Origin of the sequence: Pseudomonas sp. FP1742 (genome assembly GCF_030687145.1) — a bacterium.
Classification (GTDB): Bacteria; Pseudomonadota; Gammaproteobacteria; order Pseudomonadales; family Pseudomonadaceae; genus Aquipseudomonas; species Aquipseudomonas frederiksbergensis_D.
On sequence record NZ_CP117460.1, the window covers coordinates 5,512,114 to 5,531,520 of the forward strand.

Genomic DNA, 19,407 nt, shown 5'->3' on the forward strand with positions numbered 1-19,407 from the left:
ACCGCTTACTCCAACGCCGCAGCCGGCCCGAAGAACTCGTAACGGCTTTGCTTCTCCGGCACTCCCAGGGCCTTGAGGTGACGCTTGATCGCCGCCATGAAGCCTTTAGGCCCCAGGAAGTACGCATCCACATCACGTTGCTGCGGCAACCACTCGCCGAGTTGCTCCTGGCTCAACAGACCAACCTTGTCTGCCGCCGGGCTGACGCCATCATCTTCGGCGTAGCAATAGAAACGCTTGAGCTGCGGATGACGCTCGGCCAGCCCGTCGATCCAGTCGCGGAAGGCATGAACGCTGCCGTTGCGCGCGCAGTGGATAAAGTGCACCGGCCGCTCGGTCGCCAGCGCCGCCTCGAGCATTGCCAGCGTCGGGGTGATGCCGACGCCGCCACTGATCAGCACCAGCGGTTTGTCGCTGGCGGTCAGGGTGAAATCGCCCGCTGGCGGAAACAGCATGATGCTCGCGCCGACGTGCAATTGATCGTGCAAATGGTTGGAGGCACGACCGCCGGTTTCGCGCTTGACGCTGATGCGGTACTGACCCTTGTTGGCCAATGCCGACAGCGAATAGTTACGTCGGATTTCCTCACCATCGAGGATCAGTTTCATGCCGATGTACTGGCCGGGCTCGGCCGCGAGAATCGGCCCTTTGTCCGCTGGTTCGAAGTAGAACGAGATGATTTCCGCGCTTTCCTCGACCTTGGCCGCCACGATGAATTCCCGCGCGCCGCGCCAGCCGCCCGGTGCCTGGGCTTTCTGGTCGTAGATGCTGGCTTCGGCGCCAATCAGGATTTCGGCCAATTGGTTGTAGGCCGCGCCCCAGGCGTTCATCACTTCAGGGGTGGCGATCTCTTCGCCCAACACTTCAGAAATGGCTCGCAACAGGCAGCTGCCCACGATCGGGTAATGTTCCGGGAGGATTTGCAGGGCCACGTGCTTGTTGATGATCTTCGCCACCAGGTCGCCCAACTGATCGAGCTGGTCGATGTGCCGCGCATACATCAACACGCCGTTAGCCAAGGCGCGGGGCTGATCGCCGCTGGCCTGGTGGGCCTGGTTGAACAGCGGGCGGACTTCCGGGTATTCGGAGAGCATCATGCGATAGAAGTGAGTGATCAATGCCTCGCCACCGCTTTCCAACAGCGGCACGGTGGATTTGACGATGGCACGGTCTTGAACGCTAAGCATAAGAGCAACTCCTGGGCTTTATATGAATACCCTTTGCTTATCAGTTTCCATGCCAACAATTAAAGTCTTAAAAATCAAATAGTTAAAAGCTAAGTAGTCATATCGACACCGGAGGCTTTATAGTCACACCGACTACACGGAGTCATTATGACTGCAAAATTACTGCTCACGACCTTGCTGCCCCTGGTCTCCGACCTGTCCCGCGAACTGCCCGAAGGCGAGCGCTACCGGCGCTTGCTCGAAGCGATGCGCGCCCTGCTCCCTTGCGACGCCGCCGCCCTGCTGCGACTCGACGGCGAATGGCTGGTGCCGCTGGCTGTGGACGGGTTGAGCACCGACACCCTCGGCCGCCGCTTCAAGGTCAGCGAACACCCGCGCTTCGAAGCGCTGCTCAGCAGTCCCGGCCCGACTCGCTTCGCCGCCGACAGCGACTTGCCCGATCCGTATGACGGCCTGGTCGATGGTTTGCACGAGCACCTGGAAGTCCACGACTGCATGGGCTGCCCGCTGTTTATCGACGAGCGCCCGTGGGGCTTGCTGACCCTCGACGCCCTCGACCCTGAGCGCTTCGAGCCGATCGAACTGGATGCCCTGCAAGCCTTCGCCAGCCTCGCCGCCGCCACCGTAAACGCCGCCGAGCGCATCGAACGGCTGGCCAATCGCGTCGAAGACGAACATCAGCGCGCCGAGGTTTACCGCCAGGCCAGCGGCCAGCAGAACCGTGAAATGATCGGCCAGAGCAAGACTTACAAGCGACTGGTGGAAGAGATCAATCTGGTGGGCGGCAGCGATCTCACTGTGTTGATCACCGGGGAAACCGGGGTCGGCAAAGAGCTGGTGGCCCAAGCCATCCACGCCGCGTCGCCCCGGGCCGACAAACCGATCATCAGCCTCAATTGCGCCGCCCTGCCGGACACCCTGGTGGAGAGCGAACTGTTCGGCCATGTGCGTGGCGCCTTCACCGGCGCGATGAACGATCGTCGCGGCAAGTTCGAACTGGCCAATGGCGGCACGTTGTTCCTCGATGAAGTGGGCGAACTGTCGCTGGCGGTGCAGGCCAAATTGCTCAGGGTGCTGCAGAGCGGGCAATTGCAGCGGCTGGGGTCGGACAAGGAGCATCAGGTCGACGTGCGACTGATCGCGGCGACCAACCGCGACCTGGCCGAAGAAGTGCGCAGCGGTCGCTATCGTGCCGATTTCTATCATCGCCTGAGCGTGTACCCGCTGCTGGTACCCGCGCTGCGGGATCGTGGTCGGGATGTGCTGCTGCTCAGCGGCTATTTCCTTGAACAAAACCGCTCACGCATGGGCCTCAACAGCCTGCGCCTGACCAGCGATGCCCAAGCGGCATTGTTGGCATATGGTTGGCCGGGGAATGTACGGGAGCTGGAGCACTTGATTGGCCGCAGTGCGTTGAAGGCGCTGGGTAATTGCAAGCAACGGCCGAAGATTCTCAGTTTGAGCGCGGCGGATCTGGATTTACCCAATGGCAGCATTGAACCCGCGCCAGAACCGGTGGATGCTGCACCGGCGGCTGTATTGGTTGCGGGGGATTTGCGTGAAGCCACCGAGCATTATCAGCGCCAACTGATCAGCGCTTGCCTGGAACGGCACCAGCACAACTGGGCCAGCGCGGCACGGGAGTTGGGTCTGGATCGAGCGAACCTGGGGCGGATGGCCAAGCGGTTGGGTATGAAATAACGCGGTTATTATGTTGGGCGGTATTTGTGGCGAGGGGGCTTGCCCCCGTTGGAGTGCGAAGCGCTCCCCGCTTTTTCCAGCTAGAGCTTCATCGCTGGTTTCACGACCGCTTCGCGGTCGAACGGGGGCAAGCCCCCTCGCCACAGGTAAGCTCCCTCCCACAGGGTCACCGTTTGGCTGGCAATGGGCATTTCCCCTAAAGCCAGCCCCCAACAAGTCGATAACCCGGCATCGATAGCTGTTGGCGATGCTCATCATCGCCTCATCTTTTCCACAGAAGGTTTTTATGTCCTCCAATAAAGCCCGCGCAGATTCACTTTCGCTTCTGCTGTTTACCTTGCGCAGCGGCAAGCTGATGGCGATCAACCTGCTGAAAGTCAGCGAAATCATCCCCTGCCCGCCGCTGACCAAGCTGCCGGAGTCACACCCCCACGTCAAAGGCATCGCCACCCTGCGCGGCGCGTCGTTGTCGGTAATCGACCTGAGCCGCGCCATCGGCGAGCGCCCGCTGGAAGACCCGAACGGTGGCTGCCTGATCGTAACCGACGTCAGCCGCTCCAAGCAGGGTCTGCACGTTCAGGCGGTGAGCAAGATCGTCCACTGCCTGACCACCGACATCCGCCCACCACCCTTCGGCTCCGGCGGTGTGCGCTCGTACATCACCGGCGTGACCTCGGTCGACGGCACGCTGGTGCAGGTGCTGGACATCGAAAAGGTCATCCACGGCATTGCGCCGGCGCAGATCGAAATGGCCCCGACCGAACTGAGCATGGAAGACGCTGAAGTGCTGGGCAATGCACGGATTCTGGTGGTCGATGACAGCCAGGTCGCCCTGCAACAATCAGTGCACACCCTGCGCAACCTCGGCCTGCAATGCCATACCGCCCGCAGCGCCAGGGAAGCTATCGACTGCCTGTTGGACCTGCAAGGCACCGCCCAGCAGATCAACCTGATCGTCTCGGACATCGAGATGTCCGAGATGGACGGCTATGCCCTCACCCGCACCTTGCGCGAAACCCCCGACTTCTCGCACCTCTACGTGCTGCTGCACACCTCGCTGGACAGTGCGATGAACAGCGAGAAAGCGCGCCTGGCCGGGGCCAACGCGGTGCTGACCAAATTCTCCTCGCCGGAACTGACCAAGTGCCTGATCGAGGCGGCCAGGGCTATCGCAGAACAAGGTCACTGAGTATTGGCCAAGGACTTTTGCTTTCTGATGCGGCGCAACCTCGCTGAGGATGTGCCGCTTTCCACTTGGCCAAATGGCGTTGAGCTGACCGAGTACCGTCCCGAACTTGCCGAAGCCGTTCATCACTTGATGGAGCTGGGTTATCGGGATGGCGGCGGCCGCGTACCGGCGCTGGAAATCTGGCAACAGCGGTTTGAAGCCGATCCCGAATACGATCCAGCCTTGTGCTTCATCGCTTTGGATGCCGAAGGTATCGTCGGCGTCGCTCAGTGCTGGACCAGTGCCTATATCAAGGATTTGGTGGTGCATCCGCGCGTTCAAGGCGTTGGACTTGGCCGTGCGCTGCTGCTTCATGCTTTCAAGGTGTTTGCGCAGCGCCGCGAAGGTTTCGTGGATTTGAAGGTGCGGGAAGACAACCTTCGGGCGCAGCGTTTATATGAAAGTGCCGGAATGTATGTGGTCCGGCGGGAGCCCGTGCCTGTCTGACACACCGCTTTCGCGAGCAAGCCCGCTCCCACAGTTGCTTTGTGTCATACACCGAATCTGTGAACGACAATGAACCCTGTGGGAGCGGGCTTGCTCGCGAAGAGGCCCACACAACCCACATAAAACCATCAGGCATACTTCGACCTCGACCACTACACGCCAAGGATGCCTGATCATGAAAGCCACCACCCTGACCTTCCTCTGCCTCACCACCCTCGCCACCCAGGCCCACGCCTCCAGCCCCGACGCCTGGGCTGCCTTCGACAAAGCCGTACTGGCCAGTTGCACCAAGACCAGCGGCCTGAAAAACCCCCAACCCGTCGGCAACCCCGCGCAGTTCGATGACCGGGTCGGTTATACCGCGCTCCTGCTGCAAGGCCAGTACCCGCAAAAACACATGAAAGGTCAGCAAGGCACCGAGCTGTGCCTCTACAACAAGAAGAGCAAAACCGCCTACGTCACCGAATGGGACTCCATCCGCCCAACGGCAAAAACACAGTGACTGGCGCATAACTTGCTTCGGCACAGGCCTTTGCGGTGGCTTCTTGTCGCCGCTTCATGCCCTGACAGGTCACTGGCCGTTCAATGAATACACCGTTTTCCTGCGTAGGTTGTGGCAAATGCTGCACCGACCACCATGTGCCCCTGACACTGGCCGAAGCCCGCATGTGGGCGGCCGATGGCGGCCAGGTGATCGTGCTGGTGGAAGCCTTTCTCGCCAATGGCCTGGGCCTGCCAGCACAACAACGCGAACACGCCGAACGCCGTTCGGCGCTGGTTCGCAGCGGCACCTGCGAAGCGCACGTGGCGATCACCTTCGCCGCCTACAACGTCGGCCCTTGCCGGAATCTTGACGAAGACAACCTCTGCCGCATCTACGAACGCCGACCGCTGGTGTGCCGCATCTATCCAATGGAAATCAACCCGCACATCCCGCTCAACCCAACGATAAAGGAATGCCCGCCCGAGTCATGGGAAAAAGGTCCGGATCTGATTGTTGGGGGTGAACTGGTCGATCAGGAACTCGCAGGCTTGATCCAGCGCTCCCGTCAGGCGGATCGCGATGAGATTCAGGCTAAAGATGCGATTTGCGCGCGGTTGGGGATTAGGACCACAGCGCTGAAGGGCGATGGGTTTACCGCTTATCTGCCCGACATGACTGCGTTTGCCATGGTTATCGATCAGGTGGCGCAGCTGACGGGGTCGAGCGGTGAATGGGTGTTTCATGTGTCTGGCGATGATATCGCCGGGCAAGTGCTGGCCGCCGGGGCGCAGGTTGCGACTGAAGCACCGCTGAACTATGCGTTTATTTCGTTGCGGGCGGCCTGAGCCCGAGGCATGTATTGCTTGTCCGGGCCTCTTCGCGAGCAAGCCCGCTCCCACAGTTGATCTTCGTCGTACACAACATCTGTGTTTCATGAAGATCAATTGTGGGAGCGGGCTTGCTCGCGAAGACGGCAGATCAGGCACCGCAGAGTTAAGATCTCAACGCTTACCCATCGAACGACGAGTGCCGGGTGGCGCTGCGCCTGGGGTCTTGGTGTGGCCGTTCTTGGCGCCGTTCTTGTACCAAGGCTGGCTGCCATTCTTCGCCGCAGCCAGTTCGCCCGGCTTGAACGGAAACTTGAACGCCGGGATCGCCGCTTTGGTTTCGCTGTCGGCGCTGGAGTCGACGCTGTCGGGCAGGTCTGCCTGGTCGTCGCGCAAAGCGTCGGCAACCGGCGGTTGTGTCGGGGAAGTCATGAAAGCTCCGGGTGATGCTCAAAGAGTCGGGCCCGGTAGGCGAGCCGCGAAAGGCGGCAGTATACCTGTGTCGGGGTCTGCAAGCTTCAAGCCGCGAGCGAGTCCGTCGGGTTTTGTGCTGACTGAGCTGCCGTCCACACAACCCTTGAAGACGATGCCCCCTGTGGGAGCGGTGTGCACTCGTCCCTCACCACTGATCAAGGGAATCAGCAGCAACCCAGAAAGGTCCAAACTGACAGCGCCGTCAGTTACCCGTCACGTTCCTGACGGGCGAACAGGTTTATAAAGGAAGGTATAAACCTGACAAAACCAGACCACTCAGCCCGGCGCCCCACTCGCATGCGAATTCAGAAAAAAACCGCCCTGCTCGCCGCCCTTCTGATCACCCTGGCAGCGCTGGGCGTGTGGTACGCCGCCAAACCCGTCACCACCAAACTGGCCGCCCCCACCGCCATTCCCGTGCGGGTGGTCAGCGTCGTCGAAAAAGATGTGCCCCGTTACGTCAGCGGCATCGGCTCGGTGTTGTCCTTGCACAGCGTGGTCGTGCGCCCACAGATCGACGGTATCCTCACCAAGTTGTTGGTCAAGGAAGGCCAACTGGTGAACCAGGGCGACCTGCTGGCCACCCTCGATGACCGCTCGATCCGCGCCAGCCTCGATCAGGCTCGGGCACAACTGGGCGAAAGCCAGGCGCAACTGCAAGTGGCACAGGTCAACCTCAAACGCTACAAACTGCTCAGTGTCGACGACGGCGTGTCCAAGCAGACCTACGACCAGCAACAAGCCCTGGTCAATCAACTCAAAGCCACCGCCCAAGGCAATCAGGCCTCGATCGACGCCGCTCTGGTGCAGCTTTCCTACACACAGATTCGCTCCCCGGTCACCGGCCGCGTTGGTATTCGCACGGTGGACGAAGGCAACTTCCTGCGCATGACCGACACCCAAGGCCTGTTCACGGTGACCCAGATCGACCCGATCGCCGTCGAGTTTTCCCTGCCGCAGCAAATGCTGCCGACCCTGCAAGGCCTGATCAACGATCCACAGCACACGCCGGTCAAGGCTTACATCGGTGCCGACACCGACGGCGAAACCGGCAACCTGCTGGGCGAAGGTCACCTGACCCTGATCGACAACCAGATCAACGCCAACACCGGCACCATCCGTGCCAAGGCCGAATTCGCCAATCCCGCACAGAAACTCTGGCCGGGTCTGCTGGTGACGGTAAAGATTCAGACAGCGCTGGATAAAAATGCGCTGGTGGTGCCGCCCACCGTCGTACAACGCGGGCTCGATCAACATTTCGTCTACCGGGTCAATGGCGACAAGGTCGAGGCCGTGCAGGTGCAGATGGTCTATCAAGGCAGCGGCCAGGACATCATCAAAGGCGTTAAACCGGGCGATGTGCTGGTCAGCGACGGCCAATCGAGGCTCAAACCCGGTTCGACCGTGCAAGTACTGAGCGAGCCAGCGCAAGTGGTCCAGTCGGAGCCAAAACCATGAAGGGCCACGGTTCCATTTCCGCGTGGTGCATCGATCATCCGGTGGCGACGATCCTGCTGACCTTTGCCCTTATATTGCTCGGCGTCATCGCCTTCCCGCGACTGTCGATTGCGCCACTGCCGGAAGCGGAATTCCCGACCATTCAGGTGGCCGCGCAGCTGCCCGGGGCCAACCCGGAGACCATGGCCTCGTCGGTGGCCACGCCGCTTGAAGTACAATTCAGCGCCATCCCCGGCGTGACCCAGATGACCTCGAGCAGCGCCTTGGGCTCGACCATCCTGACCCTGCAATTCACCCTCGACAAAAGCATCGACACCGCCGCCCAGGAAGTCCAGGCCGCCATCAACACCGCCGCCGGCAAATTGCCCAAAGATATGCCGAACCTGCCAACCTGGAGGAAGGTCAATCCGGCCGACAGCCCGGTGCTGATCCTCAGCATCAACTCGCCGCAAATGCCCGGCACCGAACTCAGCGATCTGGTAGAAACCCTGCTCGCCCGTCAGATCAGCCAGATCGACGGCGTAGGCCAAATCAACGTTAGCGGTCAGCAACGTCCGGCGATCCGCGTGCAAGCGTCGGCGGACAAACTCGCCGCCATCGGCCTGACCCTGGCGGACATTCGTCTAGCGATCCAGCAATCCAGCCTCAACCTGGCCAAGGGTGCGTTGTACGGCGAGTCGAGCATTTCGACCTTATCCACCAACGATCAGTTGTTCCACCCCGAGGAATACAGCCAACTCATCGTTTCCTACAAGAACGGCGCGCCGGTTCATCTCAAGGACGTGGCCAAAGTTGTCAGCGGTTCGGAAGACGCCTACATCCAGGCCTGGGCCGATGGCAAGCCGGGGGTGAACCTGGTGATTTTCCGCCAGCCGGGCGCCAACATCGTCGAGACCGTCGACCGTATTCAAGCGGCCTTGCCAACGCTGGAGGCCATGCTGCCGGCCTCGATGCAGGTCAAAGTGTTGATCGACCGCACCCAGACCATCCGCGCCTCGCTGCATGAAGTGGAAATCACCCTGCTGATTGCGATCCTGCTGGTGGTGGCAGTGATGGCGCTGTTCCTGCGTCAGTTATCGGCGACCCTGATTGTGACGGCAGTGCTCGGCGTGTCGCTGATTGCCAGTTTCGCCCTGATGTACATCATGGGCTTCAGCCTGAATAACCTGACGCTGGTGGCGATTGTGGTGGCTGTCGGGTTCGTGGTGGACGATGCGATTGTGGTGGTGGAGAACATTCACCGCCACCTGGAGGCCGGCGACGGTATGCGCGAGGCGGCGATCAAGGGCGCCGGCGAGATCGGATTTACTGTGGTTTCCATCAGCTTCTCGCTGGTGGCGGCGTTCATTCCGCTGCTGTTCATGGGCGGCGTGGTCGGGCGGCTGTTCAAGGAGTTCGCCTTGACCGCCACCTCGACCATCCTGATTTCGGTGGTGGTGTCCCTGACCCTGGCACCGACGCTGGCCGCGCTGTTCATGCGCGCACCGGTGCATCATGCCCACAGCAAGCCGGGGTTCGGCGAGCGCTTGCTGGCGCTGTACGATAAGGGCCTGCGCCGCGCCCTCGCCCATCAGACGTTGATGATCGGAGTGTTCGGTCTGTCGCTGGGGTTGGCCATTGCCGGTTATATCTTCATCCCCAAAGGTTTCTTCCCGGTACAGGACACCGGATTCGTCCTCGGCACCACCGAAGCCGCTGCGGACATTTCCTACGGCGACATGGTGAAAAAACACCTGGCGATGGCCGAAATCGTCGCCGCCGACCCCGCCGTCGAGACGTTCTCGCACTCGGTCGGCGTTTCAGGCAGCAACCAGACCATCGCCAACGGCCGCTTCTGGATTTCGCTGAAAAAACGCGGCGACCGTGACGTGTCCGCCAGCCAGTTCATCGACCGGATTCGCCCGCAATTGATGAAAGTCCCGGGCATCGTGTTGTACCTGCGCGCCGGGCAAGACATCAACCTCAGTTCCGGCCCGAGCCGCGCCCAGTACCAATACGTGCTCAAGAGCAACGACGGCGCCCTCCTGAGTACCTGGACCCAGCACCTGACAGAAAAACTGCGCAGCAACCCGGCGTTCCGTGACATTTCCAACGACTTGCAACTGGGCGGCAGCATCACCCACATCAGCATCGACCGCAGCGCCGCGGCGCGTTTCGGCCTGACCGCCAGCGATGTCGACGAAGCGCTGTACGATGCCTTCGGCCAGCGGCAGATCAATGAATTCCAGACCCAGACCAACCAGTACAACGTGATTCTGGAACTGGACACCAAACAGCGCGGCAAGGCCGAAAGCCTCAACTATTTCTACCTGCGCTCGCCGCTGAGTGGGGAAATGGTGCCGCTGTCGGCCCTGGCGAAGTTCGATGCGCCGACCATCGGCCCGTTGTCCATCGCTCACGACGGGATGTTCCCGGCGGCCAACCTGTCATTCAACCTGGCGCCCGGCGTGGCGCTGGGCGATGCGGTGCTCATGCTCAACCAGGCCAAGGCTGAAATCGGTATGCCAGCGGCCATCAGCGGTAACTTCCAGGGCGCGGCCCAGGCGTTCCAGAGTTCGCTGGCCAGCCAGCCGTGGCTGATTCTCGCGGCGCTGGTGGCGGTGTACATCATTCTCGGCGTGCTGTACGAAAGCTTCGTGCATCCGCTGACGATCATTTCGACCCTGCCCTCGGCGGGGCTCGGGGCGGTGATCATGCTGTGGATTTGCCGCCAGGACTTTTCGATCATGGCGCTGATCGGGCTGGTGCTGCTGATCGGTATCGTCAAGAAGAACGGCATCCTGATGATCGACTTCGCGCTGGACGCCCAGCGCAAACGTGGCCTGCCACCGCAAGAGGCGATCCATGAAGCCTGCCTCACCCGGTTCCGGCCGATCATCATGACCACGCTTGCCGCCCTGCTCGGCGCCTTGCCGCTGATGCTCGGTTATGGCACCGGCGCCGAACTGCGCCAACCGTTGGGCATCGCGGTGGTCGGCGGTTTGCTGGTGAGCCAGGCGCTGACGTTGTTCACCACGCCGGTCATATACTTGTGGCTTGAGCGGATATTCCATAGACCCACACCAGCACAGCAGCCGGTGCTGGCGACCACAGACTGAGGCGGGGTCATGCGCGTTCTGATTATCGAAGACGAGGAAAAAACCGCGGACTATCTGCACCGCGGCCTGACGGAACAGGGTTACACCGTGGACGTTGCCCGCGATGGCATCGAAGGCCTGCACCTGGCGCTGGAAAGTGACTACGCGGTGATTGTCCTCGACGTCATGCTGCCGGGCCTCGACGGTTTCGGCGTGCTGCGCGCATTGCGTGCGCGCAAGCAAACCCCGGTGATCATGCTCACCGCCCGCGAGCGGGTTGAAGACCGCATCAAAGGCCTGCGCGATGGCGCGGACGATTACCTCGGCAAACCGTTTTCCTTCCTCGAACTGGTGGCGCGCCTGCAAGCGCTGACCCGGCGCAGCGGTGGCCATGAGCCGGTGCAGGTGAGCATCGCCGACCTGTGGATAGATTTGATCAGCCGCAAAGCCACTCGCGCCGGCACCCGTCTGGATCTGACCGCCAAGGAGTTTTCGCTGTTGAGTGTGTTGGCGCGCAGACAGGGTGAAATCCTCTCGAAAACCGCCATCGCCGAGATGGTCTGGGATATTAATTTCGACAGCGACGCCAACGTGGTCGAAGTCGCGATCAAACGCCTGCGGGCCAAGCTCGACGGGCCGTTCGACGAGAAACTGCTGCACACCATTCGTGGCATGGGTTATGTGCTGGAGAGCCGTGGTGTCCAGTAACTCCATCGCGCTGCGCCTGAGCGGGATGTTTACGCTGGTGGCGCTGCTGGTGTTCCTGTTGATCGGTGGTGCGCTGTATCAACAGGTCGACAAGGGCTTGGGCCTGCTGCCCGAAGCCGAACTCGACGCCCGCTACAGCGTGCTCGAATCGGCGCTCAACCGTTACGGCACGCCCGAGCATTGGGTGAAGATCAACGCCAAGCTCAAACTGCTGAGCGAAGAAGACAAACGCATTCGCTTTTGGGTGGTCAGCGGTAATCCCGGTTATGAATACGGCCAACCCGACGCGTCGATCCGCGCGTTCGCCCAAGGCCGGTTGGGCATGCGCGACATGGAATTGCCCGACCATCCGTACCCGCTGAAAGTGCTGCTAACCGAGTTGCCGGCCAAGGACCAGCGCCCGCCGCTGCGCTTCATGATCGGCATCGACACCGAAACCTTTTACGAGACGCAGCACCACTTGCTGATTGCCCTGATCAGCCTGGCGATCATTGGAGTATTGCTGGCCTCGCTACTCGGTTATTGGGTGGCGCGGATCGGCCTCAAACCGCTGATCAAGTTGTCCCAGGAAGCCCAGCGCCTGGCACCACCGAGGCTGTCCGGGCGCCTGCAATTATCGCCATTGCCCCCGGAGCTCGATCAGTTCGTCAGCTCGTTCAACGCCACCCTGGAACGGGTCGAACAGGCCTACTCGCGGCTGGAATCGTTCAATGCCGACGTGGCCCATGAACTGCGCTCGCCGCTGACCAACCTGATCGGTCAGACCCAGGTTGCGCTGACACGCGGGCGTTCCGCCGAACACTATTTCGAAGTGCTGCAATCGAACCTCGAAGAGCTGGAACGGCTGCGCTCGATCATCAACGACATGCTGTTCCTTGCCAGCGCGGATCAGGGCAGCAAGGCCACCCAACTGACGTCCACCTCACTGGCCGCCGAAGTAGCGACGACGCTGGAATACCTGGATTTCATTCTTGAGGATGCGCAGGTTCAGGTCGAGGTCAGTGGTGATGCGCAGGTCCGTATCGAGATCGCACATCTGCGCCGGGCGTTGATCAACTTGCTGAGCAACGCGGTGCAGCACACAGCGCCAGGGCAAGTGATTCAGGTGCGGATCGAAGTCGAAGAGCATCAAGTGAGCATCGGCGTCGCCAACCCGGGGTCGCCGATTGCCAATGAGCATCTGCCGCGCCTGTTCGAACGTTTCTACCGGGTCGATGCGTCACGCAGTAACAGTGGCAACAACCATGGCCTGGGGTTGGCGATCGTCAAGGCGATTGCGCTGATGCATGGCGGGGATGTGTTTGTGCGCAGTGATCATGGGATGAATACCTTCGGGATTCATTTACCGGTTTGATTTCGAAATATGTAGCGACTGTCTGCTGAAAGCAAAAAACACGTTCAACCTATTATTTCTGACAGTAGACAGCTCGATGCTTACGGTCCCAAATGAAGAACCTTGCCATCTCCCAAGATATCGGCAAGACCTCTCTTCATCACGAACAGGAATTCGGCATGACTACCGAAAATGTAGTGCAAGAATCCAAAGGCACACTGATTGCGACCAAATCCTATGAGGGCCCCATTAATGCGAGTGTCGTTTCATACAGAGAAGGCTCCAGAGACGGCATAACTCTTTACGGGCAGATGTTTACTGACGCTGAAAACTCCAGGGGTATTCAAATCGAGTTTTTCAAAGACGCTGAGGTGGGGGTAGCTTTGCCGGTTGGAGGCAACTGGCCAAAGGTCATTACACTGTCATACTTTCGCCAAGAGGGCGCCCACAGGACTCAGTACACGGCTCAAGCAGGCGATTTAACACTCAAATCATTCGATTATGAAACAAGCTATGCATCGGGGACTTTTAAGTTCTGGGCGGAGGTTGATGAGGGCACGCATGAGTTCGAAGGGAATTTTGATATCCGCCTGATCCCGAGGAAACAGTGACTTTCTGCTTACCCCCCTACACCTCCTTGCCAACGCAGTGACTGTTGCCGTGCAGGCAACAGTCCTTATCCTGATCGACTCTTTTTCCCATCCCTGATCCCCCTTATCGTTGCCCCATCAAACAGCACTTGCCAAGCAAGAAGGTTTAAAGATGTCCAACAGTATGGGTATTGCCAGCGCTTTCGTTTTGTCGTCCTTGTTCCTGTCTCCGTTCGCCATGGCTGAAGAGTCGCAGACATTCGTCGCACAAAATGCCGAACGCGCCAAAGCCTACGAACAGTATCAAAGCGAACTGACAGCCAAGGCCCAAGAGGCTGCGCAACCCCCTCAAGCGTCGAGCACTCAAGCCCAGCCACGGGTTGAGAAAGACAGCTGATCCATACGTATCGCTCTGTTTCCCTCGACACTTTTCATCGGCTCTTCCCTTTGAAAAGTTGTCTTCAAAGCCGCTGCTATCAGCGGCTTTTTTTCGTGGTGGTTTTAAACCCCTTCAGTTCGTCTTCCCTGACAACAAACATCCGTACTTCAAAACAATGAAATACTTAGTTGACCCAAGGAGCTTTACCGCACGTGCGTTTCCCTCTCAGATTCAGTCCGCTGTTCATTGCAATCACTGCAACGATGGCCAACAACGCGCAGGCCGACGACGAATCCAGCCGCGAAGGCTTTGTCGATGGGTCGAGCCTCAACCTCAATGCCCGCAACTACTACATGAACCGCAATCGCCTGCAAAAGGCCGATGACAACATCGAGTGGGGTCAGGGCTTTCTCGGCCGCTTCGAATCGGGATTCAGCCAAGGCACCGTCGGTTTCGGCGTTAATGCCCACGCGATGCTCGGGCTCAAGCTCGACGGCGGCGGTGGCACCGACGGGTCGAGCATCCTGCCGATCAGCGATGGCAACGGCAAGGCACCGGGCTCGTTTTCCACGGCTGGCGGCACCCTGAAAATGCGGGCCTTCGATACCGAATTGAAGGCCGGCGACCTGTTCCTTGCCAACCCGGTGATCGCCGGTGGCGAAACCCGCATGCTGCCGCAGACCTTTCGCGGCGTCAGCCTGACCAACCACAGTTTCGACGGGTTGATGATCGAGGGCGGTCAGGCCAGCTTCACCAAACTCTACAACCAGAGCGGCCACACCCGCATCGGCACATCCTATGGCAGCCTGGCCGATGGCGATGAAAGCCAGCATTTGAATTGGGCCGGCGTGGCCTGGAGCGGCCTGCCGGGCCTGACCAGCAGCCTGTATGCGGCCGAACTCAAGGACATCTGGAACCAGTACTACTACGACCTGGATTACACCTATGCGCTGAATGACTTGGTCAGCCTCAACCCGGGCCTGCACTTCTATCACACGCAAGACACCGGCGATGCACTGCTGGGTAACATCGACAACAACACCTACAGCCTGCATTTCACCGTCGGCGTGGGCCATCACAGCGTCACCGCCGCCTACCAACGGGTCAACGGCAACACGCCGTTCGATTACATCAGCCAGGGCGACAGCATTTATCTCGACAACTCCCAGCAGTATTCGGACTTCAACGGTCCGAATGAGCGCTCGTGGAAACTCAAGTACGCCTACGACTTTGCTGGCCTCGACATGCCCGGCCTGACCTCGGCGGTGTCCTACTCACGGGGTGAACTGGACCTGACCAAGGTCGATCCGGACAGCCGCGGTTACGCCTCGTGGTACAGCGCCGACGGCAGAAACGCCAGGCATCGGGAACGAGACATCGAGCTCAAGTACGTGGTCCAGGGTGGCAAGGCCAAAGACCTGGCGATGCGTCTGCAATGGGCGTCTAACCGTGGCGGCAACGGTTACGGTACGCTGGATCAGGACACGGACGAATACCGGGTAATTGTCGACTACCCGCTGAATGTCTTCTAAGCTTCAATTAGCAAAAGGCCAGCATGTTTTGCTGGCCTTTTTTTTGTCCGGCATTTATACAAGCGCGCTGGACTCGACCGGTTTCTGGGACTCTGCCCGATTCTTGTAAAAGCACTTTTATCACGCCTTATTTGCAGAAGTCAGAACCATGAGTGTGAGCAGTACGAAATCCCACCATCCGAACGATTCGACGCGGTCGGAGCGGCTTCTGGTACTCGGTAGTGTGTTGTTGGTGATTGCGATACTGAGCATCGTGGCGTTTCTGCTGATCCGCGAACGCGCCAATGCCGAATTGTCCGCCGCTCGCGCCGCCAACAATATCGTGCAATTGATCGACGCCGATGTGCTGCGCAATGTAGAACTTTATGATGTGTCCCTGCTGGGGTTGATCGCGGCCTCCCAGCGTGAAGACCTCAAGAGCGTTTCCCCTGCCATTCGCCACCTGGCCTATTTCGACCGTGCCACCGCCGCGCCGTACAAGGGCAACATTTTATTGCTCGACAACAAGGGCGACGTGATCGCCGACTCGGCCTCGTTGGAGCCCAGAAAGGGCAACTTTGCCGATCGCGAGTACTTCCAGACCCACATCAACAACCCGGACCCTGGCATGTTCATCAGTCGCCCCTTCAGGGCCCGGCCGCCGGAACAGGATTGGCGGATCAGTTTCAGCCGCCGGGTGAACGGCACCCAGGGTGAGTTCCTCGGCGTGGCCGAAGCCGCCATGCGCTTGAGCTACTTCGATCAGTTGTTCAACAGTTTGAGCATCGGCCGCGACAGTACGGTCAGCCTGATCAGCAAGGACGGGATTCTCCTGGCCCACCAACCCCGCCTGGCCGAAGAGCTGATCGGCAAGGATTTCAGTAACCGCCCCAATTTCCAGCGTATCGTCAAAGAAGGCAACGGCAGCTTCACCGGCATGTCCAGTCGATACAACGATGAGCGCTTGTACACCTTCTCCAAGGTCGGGAATTTGCCGTTGATTGTCATCGTTGCGCTGTCCAGCGATGAAGTCTTTGCGGCCTGGAAGCGCACCGCGGTGGTGGTCACTTCTGCGACTGTTGCCCTGTGCGTGAGCCTGCTGTGGCTGACCTGGTTGCTCTGCCGGGAGCTGCGTCGACGCCACAGTGCCGAGCAGGAACTGGCACAACTGGCCGCCACCGATCCCTTGACCGGTCTGGCCAATCGCCGAAGCCTGGATCAGGCCCTGCACCATGAGTGGTTTCGTGCCCAGCGTTCCGGTCAGCCGTTGTCGCTGCTGATGATCGATATCGATCACTTCAAGGCGTTCAATGATCGCCATGGCCACCAGGGTGGCGACGATGCCTTGCGCTCGGTGGCCAAGGTGATCGACACCCATGTTCGACGGCCCGCGGACCTGGTCGCCCGGTATGGTGGCGAGGAGTTTTCAGTGATCCTGGCTGAAACCGACAGCGCCGGCGCCCAACAGATTGCCGAAAAAATCCGTATAGCGGTGGAGCAATTGCCGTTGGTGGGGGGTGATGTGTCGCCGATTACTGTCAGTATTGGTATCAGTACCTGGACGACGGCAACCGACATCAGCCTGGAACAGCTGCTGTTTGCGGCGGACAAGGCGCTGTATCAGGCCAAGGAAAACGGGCGGAACCGGGTGGTCGCTGCGTAGTGAAATCTGCGGTGTGACGGCTGGCACCTCATTTCTTTCCCGCAGGCATAAAAAAAGGCCACCCGAAGGTAGCCTTTAAAAAACTAGAGAGGTTTTTTGCTTACACGGCCGCAACAGGACGCATGTAAGAGATCGGTGCGGTGCTGGCGTCTTCGAACGTCACGACTTCCCAAGCATCTGTCTGCTCAATCAACTTGCGCAGCAGCTGGTTGTTCAATGCGTGTCCGGACTTGAAGCCCTTGAACTCACCAATCAGGCTATTGCCCAGCAGGTAGAGGTCACCAATCGCATCGAGGATTTTGTGCTTCACGAATTCGTCTTCATAGCGAAGGCCGTCTTCGTTCAGTACACCATCCGCGTCGACCACAATAGCGTTTTCAACACTGCCGCCGAGTGCGAGGTTGTGCTTGCGCAGGTACTCGATATCACTCATGAAACCAAAGGTACGCGCGCGGCTGACTTCTTTTACGAACGAAGTGCTGGAAAAATCCACGCTTGCACTTTGTGTGCGGTCACGGAAAACCGGGTGATCGAAATCGATCTCGAAACTCACTTTGAAACCTTCGAAAGGGACGAAAGTGGCGCGCTTGTCGCCGTCTTCCACTGTCACTTCCCGCAGGATCCGGATGAATTTCTTGGCGGCGTCCTGCTCTTCCAGGCCGGCCGATTGAATCAGGAATACGAAGGGTCCAGCGCTACCATCCATGATCGGGACTTCGGACGCGGAGAGCTCGACGTAGGCGTTATCGATGCCCAGGCCAGCCATGGCCGAGAGCAGGTGCTCCACCGTGTCCACTTTGACGTCACCGTTAACAAGCGTGGTCGACATAGTGGTTTCGCCAACGTTTTCCGCGCGGGCAGGAATCTGCACCACAGGGTCGAGGTCAGCACGACAAAACACAATGCCGGTGTCGACAGGCGCTGGCTTGAGGGTCAGGTAGACCTTCTCCCCGGAGTGCAGGCCGACACCTGTGGCACGGATAATATTCTTCAGGGTGCGTTGTTTAATCATGGCATGGGCCGCTTCAGCGCAAATTGCGAACTGGTATCAACAAAGGCTGGCGATGATAGCAGACCAGACCTTTGCTGAACACCAATCACCCTAATACCCCTGATACATTTCATCAATCGGCCTGACGACGCAGGAAAGCCGGGATGTCCAGGTAATCCAGATCATCTTGCGGGTTCATCTTCGCGGCAGTCGCAGCACCGGCCTGAGCCTGGTTGCGCATGACGGTCGGACGGTCCAGGTCACGGTAGTTCACCGCAGGCTGTTCCTGACGAACAGGGGCTTGTTGTTGTGGCTGGGAAGCCATCGAGGTGTGAACGGTGTTGTCGATGACCTTCACAGGCTTCTCGATTTTAGCGCCCAGACCGGTAGCAACAACAGTCACGTGCAGCTCGTCGCGCATGTCCGGATCGATAACGGTACCGACCTTGACCATCGCGTGCTCGGAAGCGAAGGCTTCGATAATGCTACCCACGTCGGAGTACTCACCCAGGGACAGGTCAGGGCCGGCGGTGATGTTCACCAGGATGCCGCGTGCACCTTGCAGGTTCACGTCTTCGAGCAGCGGGTTGCGAATGGCCGCTTCGGTGGCCTCGCGTGCACGGTTCGGACCGCTGGCGCAGCCAGTGCCCATCATTGCCATGCCCATTTCGCTCATCACGGTACGCACGTCGGCAAAGTCGACGTTGATCATGCCCGGACGCTTGATGATGTCGGAGATACCGCGAACGGCACCGGCCAGCACATCGTCGGCCTTGGCGAAAGCCGACAGCAGGCTTGCGTCCTTACCGAGGATGGTCAGCAGCTTCTCGTTGGGAATAGTGATCAACGAGTCGACGCTTTCAGACAACAGACGAATACCTTCGTCGGCGATCTGCATACGCTTGCGGCCTTCGAACGGGAACGGACGGGTCACCACCGCAACGGTGAGGATCCCCATTTCCTTGGCCACTTCGGCGATGATCGGCGCAGCACCGGTACCGGTACCACCGCCCATGCCGGTGGTGATGAACACCATGTTGGTGCCCTGCAGGACTTCGGCAATGCGCTCACGGTCTTCCAGAGCGGCCTGACGACCTACTTCAGGGTTGGCGCCAGCACCCAGGCCTTTGGTCACGCCGGTGCCCAGTTGCAGGATGGTCCGCGCGCCGATGCTTTTCAGCGCTTGGGCATCAGTGTTGGCGCAGATGAATTCAACGCCTTCAATGTTGCTCTTGACCATGTGATTGACAGCGTTGCCGCCGCCTCCGCCAACACCGATAACTTTAATAACCGGGCTTGCGGGGATGTTGTCTACGAGTTCGAACATTTTCCCTCTCCTTACATTCTCT

General features: G+C 59.6%; 17 protein-coding genes. 13 read left to right on the forward strand and 4 right to left on the reverse strand.

From position 1 onward, the window contains the following. Positions 1-5: 5 nt before the first annotated feature. Complete coding sequence (gene hmpA / locus PSH64_RS24915; protein WP_105347845.1) at positions 6-1,187, reverse strand: NO-inducible flavohemoprotein; 1,182 nt, start codon at positions 1,185-1,187, stop codon at positions 6-8. A gap of 147 nt (positions 1,188-1,334) precedes the next feature. On the opposite strand from hmpA, the gene norR reads away from it, so the two are divergent. The 5 genes from norR (at position 1,335) to PSH64_RS24940 (ending at position 5,892) form a co-directional block, all read left to right on the forward strand. Further along, entirely contained in the window at positions 1,335-2,888 is a 1,554-nt protein-coding gene (gene norR, locus PSH64_RS24920; protein ID WP_305478986.1) for a nitric oxide reductase transcriptional regulator NorR, read from the forward strand. A 286-nt stretch (positions 2,889-3,174) separates the two neighbouring features. Further along, positions 3,175-4,077, forward strand: a complete 903-nt coding sequence (locus PSH64_RS24925) for a chemotaxis protein CheV (protein WP_305478987.1) — start codon at positions 3,175-3,177, stop codon at positions 4,075-4,077. 27 nt (positions 4,078-4,104) lie between these two features. Then, positions 4,105-4,563: a GNAT family N-acetyltransferase gene (locus tag PSH64_RS24930; RefSeq protein ID WP_305481205.1), complete on the forward strand. Its 459-nt coding sequence runs from the start codon at positions 4,105-4,107 to the stop codon at positions 4,561-4,563. 175 nt (positions 4,564-4,738) lie between these two features. Next, positions 4,739-5,065: a hypothetical protein gene (locus PSH64_RS24935; RefSeq protein WP_305478988.1), complete on the forward strand. Its 327-nt coding sequence runs from the start codon at positions 4,739-4,741 to the stop codon at positions 5,063-5,065. An 83-nt stretch (positions 5,066-5,148) separates the two neighbouring features. Beyond that, on the forward strand, positions 5,149-5,892 hold the full coding sequence (locus tag PSH64_RS24940; protein ID WP_305478990.1) for a YkgJ family cysteine cluster protein: 744 nt from the start codon (positions 5,149-5,151) through the stop codon (positions 5,890-5,892). 156 nt (positions 5,893-6,048) lie between these two features. Here the strand turns inward: PSH64_RS24940 and PSH64_RS24945 are convergent, their stop codons facing one another. Then, a complete protein-coding gene (locus PSH64_RS24945; protein WP_305478992.1) occupies positions 6,049-6,306 on the reverse strand; it encodes a hypothetical protein in 258 nt (85 codons plus the stop codon). A 339-nt stretch (positions 6,307-6,645) separates the two neighbouring features. Between PSH64_RS24945 and PSH64_RS24950 the strand changes: the two genes are divergently transcribed. From PSH64_RS24950 to PSH64_RS24985, 8 genes are all read left to right on the forward strand, one after another. Further along, on the forward strand, positions 6,646-7,806 hold the full coding sequence (locus PSH64_RS24950) for an efflux RND transporter periplasmic adaptor subunit (RefSeq protein ID WP_305478993.1): 1,161 nt from the start codon (positions 6,646-6,648) through the stop codon (positions 7,804-7,806). Then, the gene (locus tag PSH64_RS24955) at positions 7,803-10,904 is read left to right on the forward strand and encodes a multidrug efflux RND transporter permease subunit (protein ID WP_305478995.1); all 3,102 of its coding nucleotides are present in this window, start codon (positions 7,803-7,805) and stop codon (positions 10,902-10,904) included. The genes PSH64_RS24950 and PSH64_RS24955 overlap by 4 nt, the downstream gene beginning before the upstream one ends. A gap of 9 nt (positions 10,905-10,913) precedes the next feature. Further along, on the forward strand, positions 10,914-11,591 hold the full coding sequence (locus PSH64_RS24960; RefSeq protein ID WP_305478996.1) for a heavy metal response regulator transcription factor: 678 nt from the start codon (positions 10,914-10,916) through the stop codon (positions 11,589-11,591). After that, complete coding sequence (locus PSH64_RS24965; RefSeq protein WP_305478998.1) at positions 11,581-12,945, forward strand: heavy metal sensor histidine kinase; 1,365 nt, start codon at positions 11,581-11,583, stop codon at positions 12,943-12,945. The genes PSH64_RS24960 and PSH64_RS24965 overlap by 11 nt, the downstream gene beginning before the upstream one ends. Positions 12,946-13,037: 92 nt before the next feature. Further along, positions 13,038-13,535 (forward strand): hypothetical protein, encoded by a 498-nt coding sequence (locus PSH64_RS24970; protein ID WP_105347865.1) that lies wholly within the window; start codon positions 13,038-13,040, stop codon positions 13,533-13,535. Positions 13,536-13,686: 151 nt separating this feature from the next. Continuing rightward, a complete protein-coding gene (locus tag PSH64_RS24975) occupies positions 13,687-13,911 on the forward strand; it encodes a hypothetical protein (protein WP_305479000.1) in 225 nt (74 codons plus the stop codon). Between the two features lie 194 nt (positions 13,912-14,105). Beyond that, the gene (locus PSH64_RS24980; RefSeq protein ID WP_305479002.1) at positions 14,106-15,425 is read left to right on the forward strand and encodes an OprD family porin; all 1,320 of its coding nucleotides are present in this window, start codon (positions 14,106-14,108) and stop codon (positions 15,423-15,425) included. Between the two features lie 148 nt (positions 15,426-15,573). Beyond that, the gene (locus PSH64_RS24985; protein WP_105347870.1) at positions 15,574-17,067 is read left to right on the forward strand and encodes a sensor domain-containing diguanylate cyclase; all 1,494 of its coding nucleotides are present in this window, start codon (positions 15,574-15,576) and stop codon (positions 17,065-17,067) included. Between the two features lie 100 nt (positions 17,068-17,167). Here PSH64_RS24985 and lpxC read toward each other — a convergent pair whose 3' ends face one another. Together lpxC and ftsZ are read right to left on the reverse strand one after the other, a co-directional pair. Next, entirely contained in the window at positions 17,168-18,079 is a 912-nt protein-coding gene (lpxC, locus tag PSH64_RS24990; protein ID WP_007939852.1) for a UDP-3-O-acyl-N-acetylglucosamine deacetylase, read from the reverse strand. Positions 18,080-18,191: 112 nt separating this feature from the next. After that, positions 18,192-19,385 (reverse strand): cell division protein FtsZ, encoded by a 1,194-nt coding sequence (ftsZ, locus tag PSH64_RS24995; RefSeq protein ID WP_007904318.1) that lies wholly within the window; start codon positions 19,383-19,385, stop codon positions 18,192-18,194. Positions 19,386-19,407 lie beyond the last annotated feature (22 nt).

What these genes read in the sequence shown, in the direction of transcription:
- PSH64_RS24945 (WP_305478992.1), bottom strand. Translation starts at nt 6,306, where the DNA reads ATGACTTCCCCGACACAACCGCCGGTTGCCGACGCTTTGCGCGACGAC.
- PSH64_RS24925 (WP_305478987.1), top strand. Translation starts at nt 3,175, where the DNA reads ATGTCCTCCAATAAAGCCCGCGCAGATTCACTTTCGCTTCTGCTGTTT.
- lpxC (WP_007939852.1), bottom strand. Translation starts at nt 18,079, where the DNA reads ATGATTAAACAACGCACCCTGAAGAATATTATCCGTGCCACAGGTGTC.
- PSH64_RS24960 (WP_305478996.1), top strand. Translation starts at nt 10,914, where the DNA reads ATGCGCGTTCTGATTATCGAAGACGAGGAAAAAACCGCGGACTATCTG.
- PSH64_RS24935 (WP_305478988.1), top strand. Translation starts at nt 4,739, where the DNA reads ATGAAAGCCACCACCCTGACCTTCCTCTGCCTCACCACCCTCGCCACC.
- norR (WP_305478986.1), top strand. Translation starts at nt 1,335, where the DNA reads ATGACTGCAAAATTACTGCTCACGACCTTGCTGCCCCTGGTCTCCGAC.
- ftsZ (WP_007904318.1), bottom strand. Translation starts at nt 19,385, where the DNA reads ATGTTCGAACTCGTAGACAACATCCCCGCAAGCCCGGTTATTAAAGTT.
- PSH64_RS24950 (WP_305478993.1), top strand. Translation starts at nt 6,646, where the DNA reads ATGCGAATTCAGAAAAAAACCGCCCTGCTCGCCGCCCTTCTGATCACC.
- PSH64_RS24955 (WP_305478995.1), top strand. Translation starts at nt 7,803, where the DNA reads ATGAAGGGCCACGGTTCCATTTCCGCGTGGTGCATCGATCATCCGGTG.
- hmpA (WP_105347845.1), bottom strand. Translation starts at nt 1,187, where the DNA reads ATGCTTAGCGTTCAAGACCGTGCCATCGTCAAATCCACCGTGCCGCTG.
- PSH64_RS24930 (WP_305481205.1), top strand. Translation starts at nt 4,105, where the DNA reads ATGCGGCGCAACCTCGCTGAGGATGTGCCGCTTTCCACTTGGCCAAAT.
- PSH64_RS24985 (WP_105347870.1), top strand. Translation starts at nt 15,574, where the DNA reads ATGAGTGTGAGCAGTACGAAATCCCACCATCCGAACGATTCGACGCGG.
- PSH64_RS24970 (WP_105347865.1), top strand. Translation starts at nt 13,038, where the DNA reads ATGAAGAACCTTGCCATCTCCCAAGATATCGGCAAGACCTCTCTTCAT.
- PSH64_RS24940 (WP_305478990.1), top strand. Translation starts at nt 5,149, where the DNA reads ATGAATACACCGTTTTCCTGCGTAGGTTGTGGCAAATGCTGCACCGAC.
- PSH64_RS24975 (WP_305479000.1), top strand. Translation starts at nt 13,687, where the DNA reads ATGTCCAACAGTATGGGTATTGCCAGCGCTTTCGTTTTGTCGTCCTTG.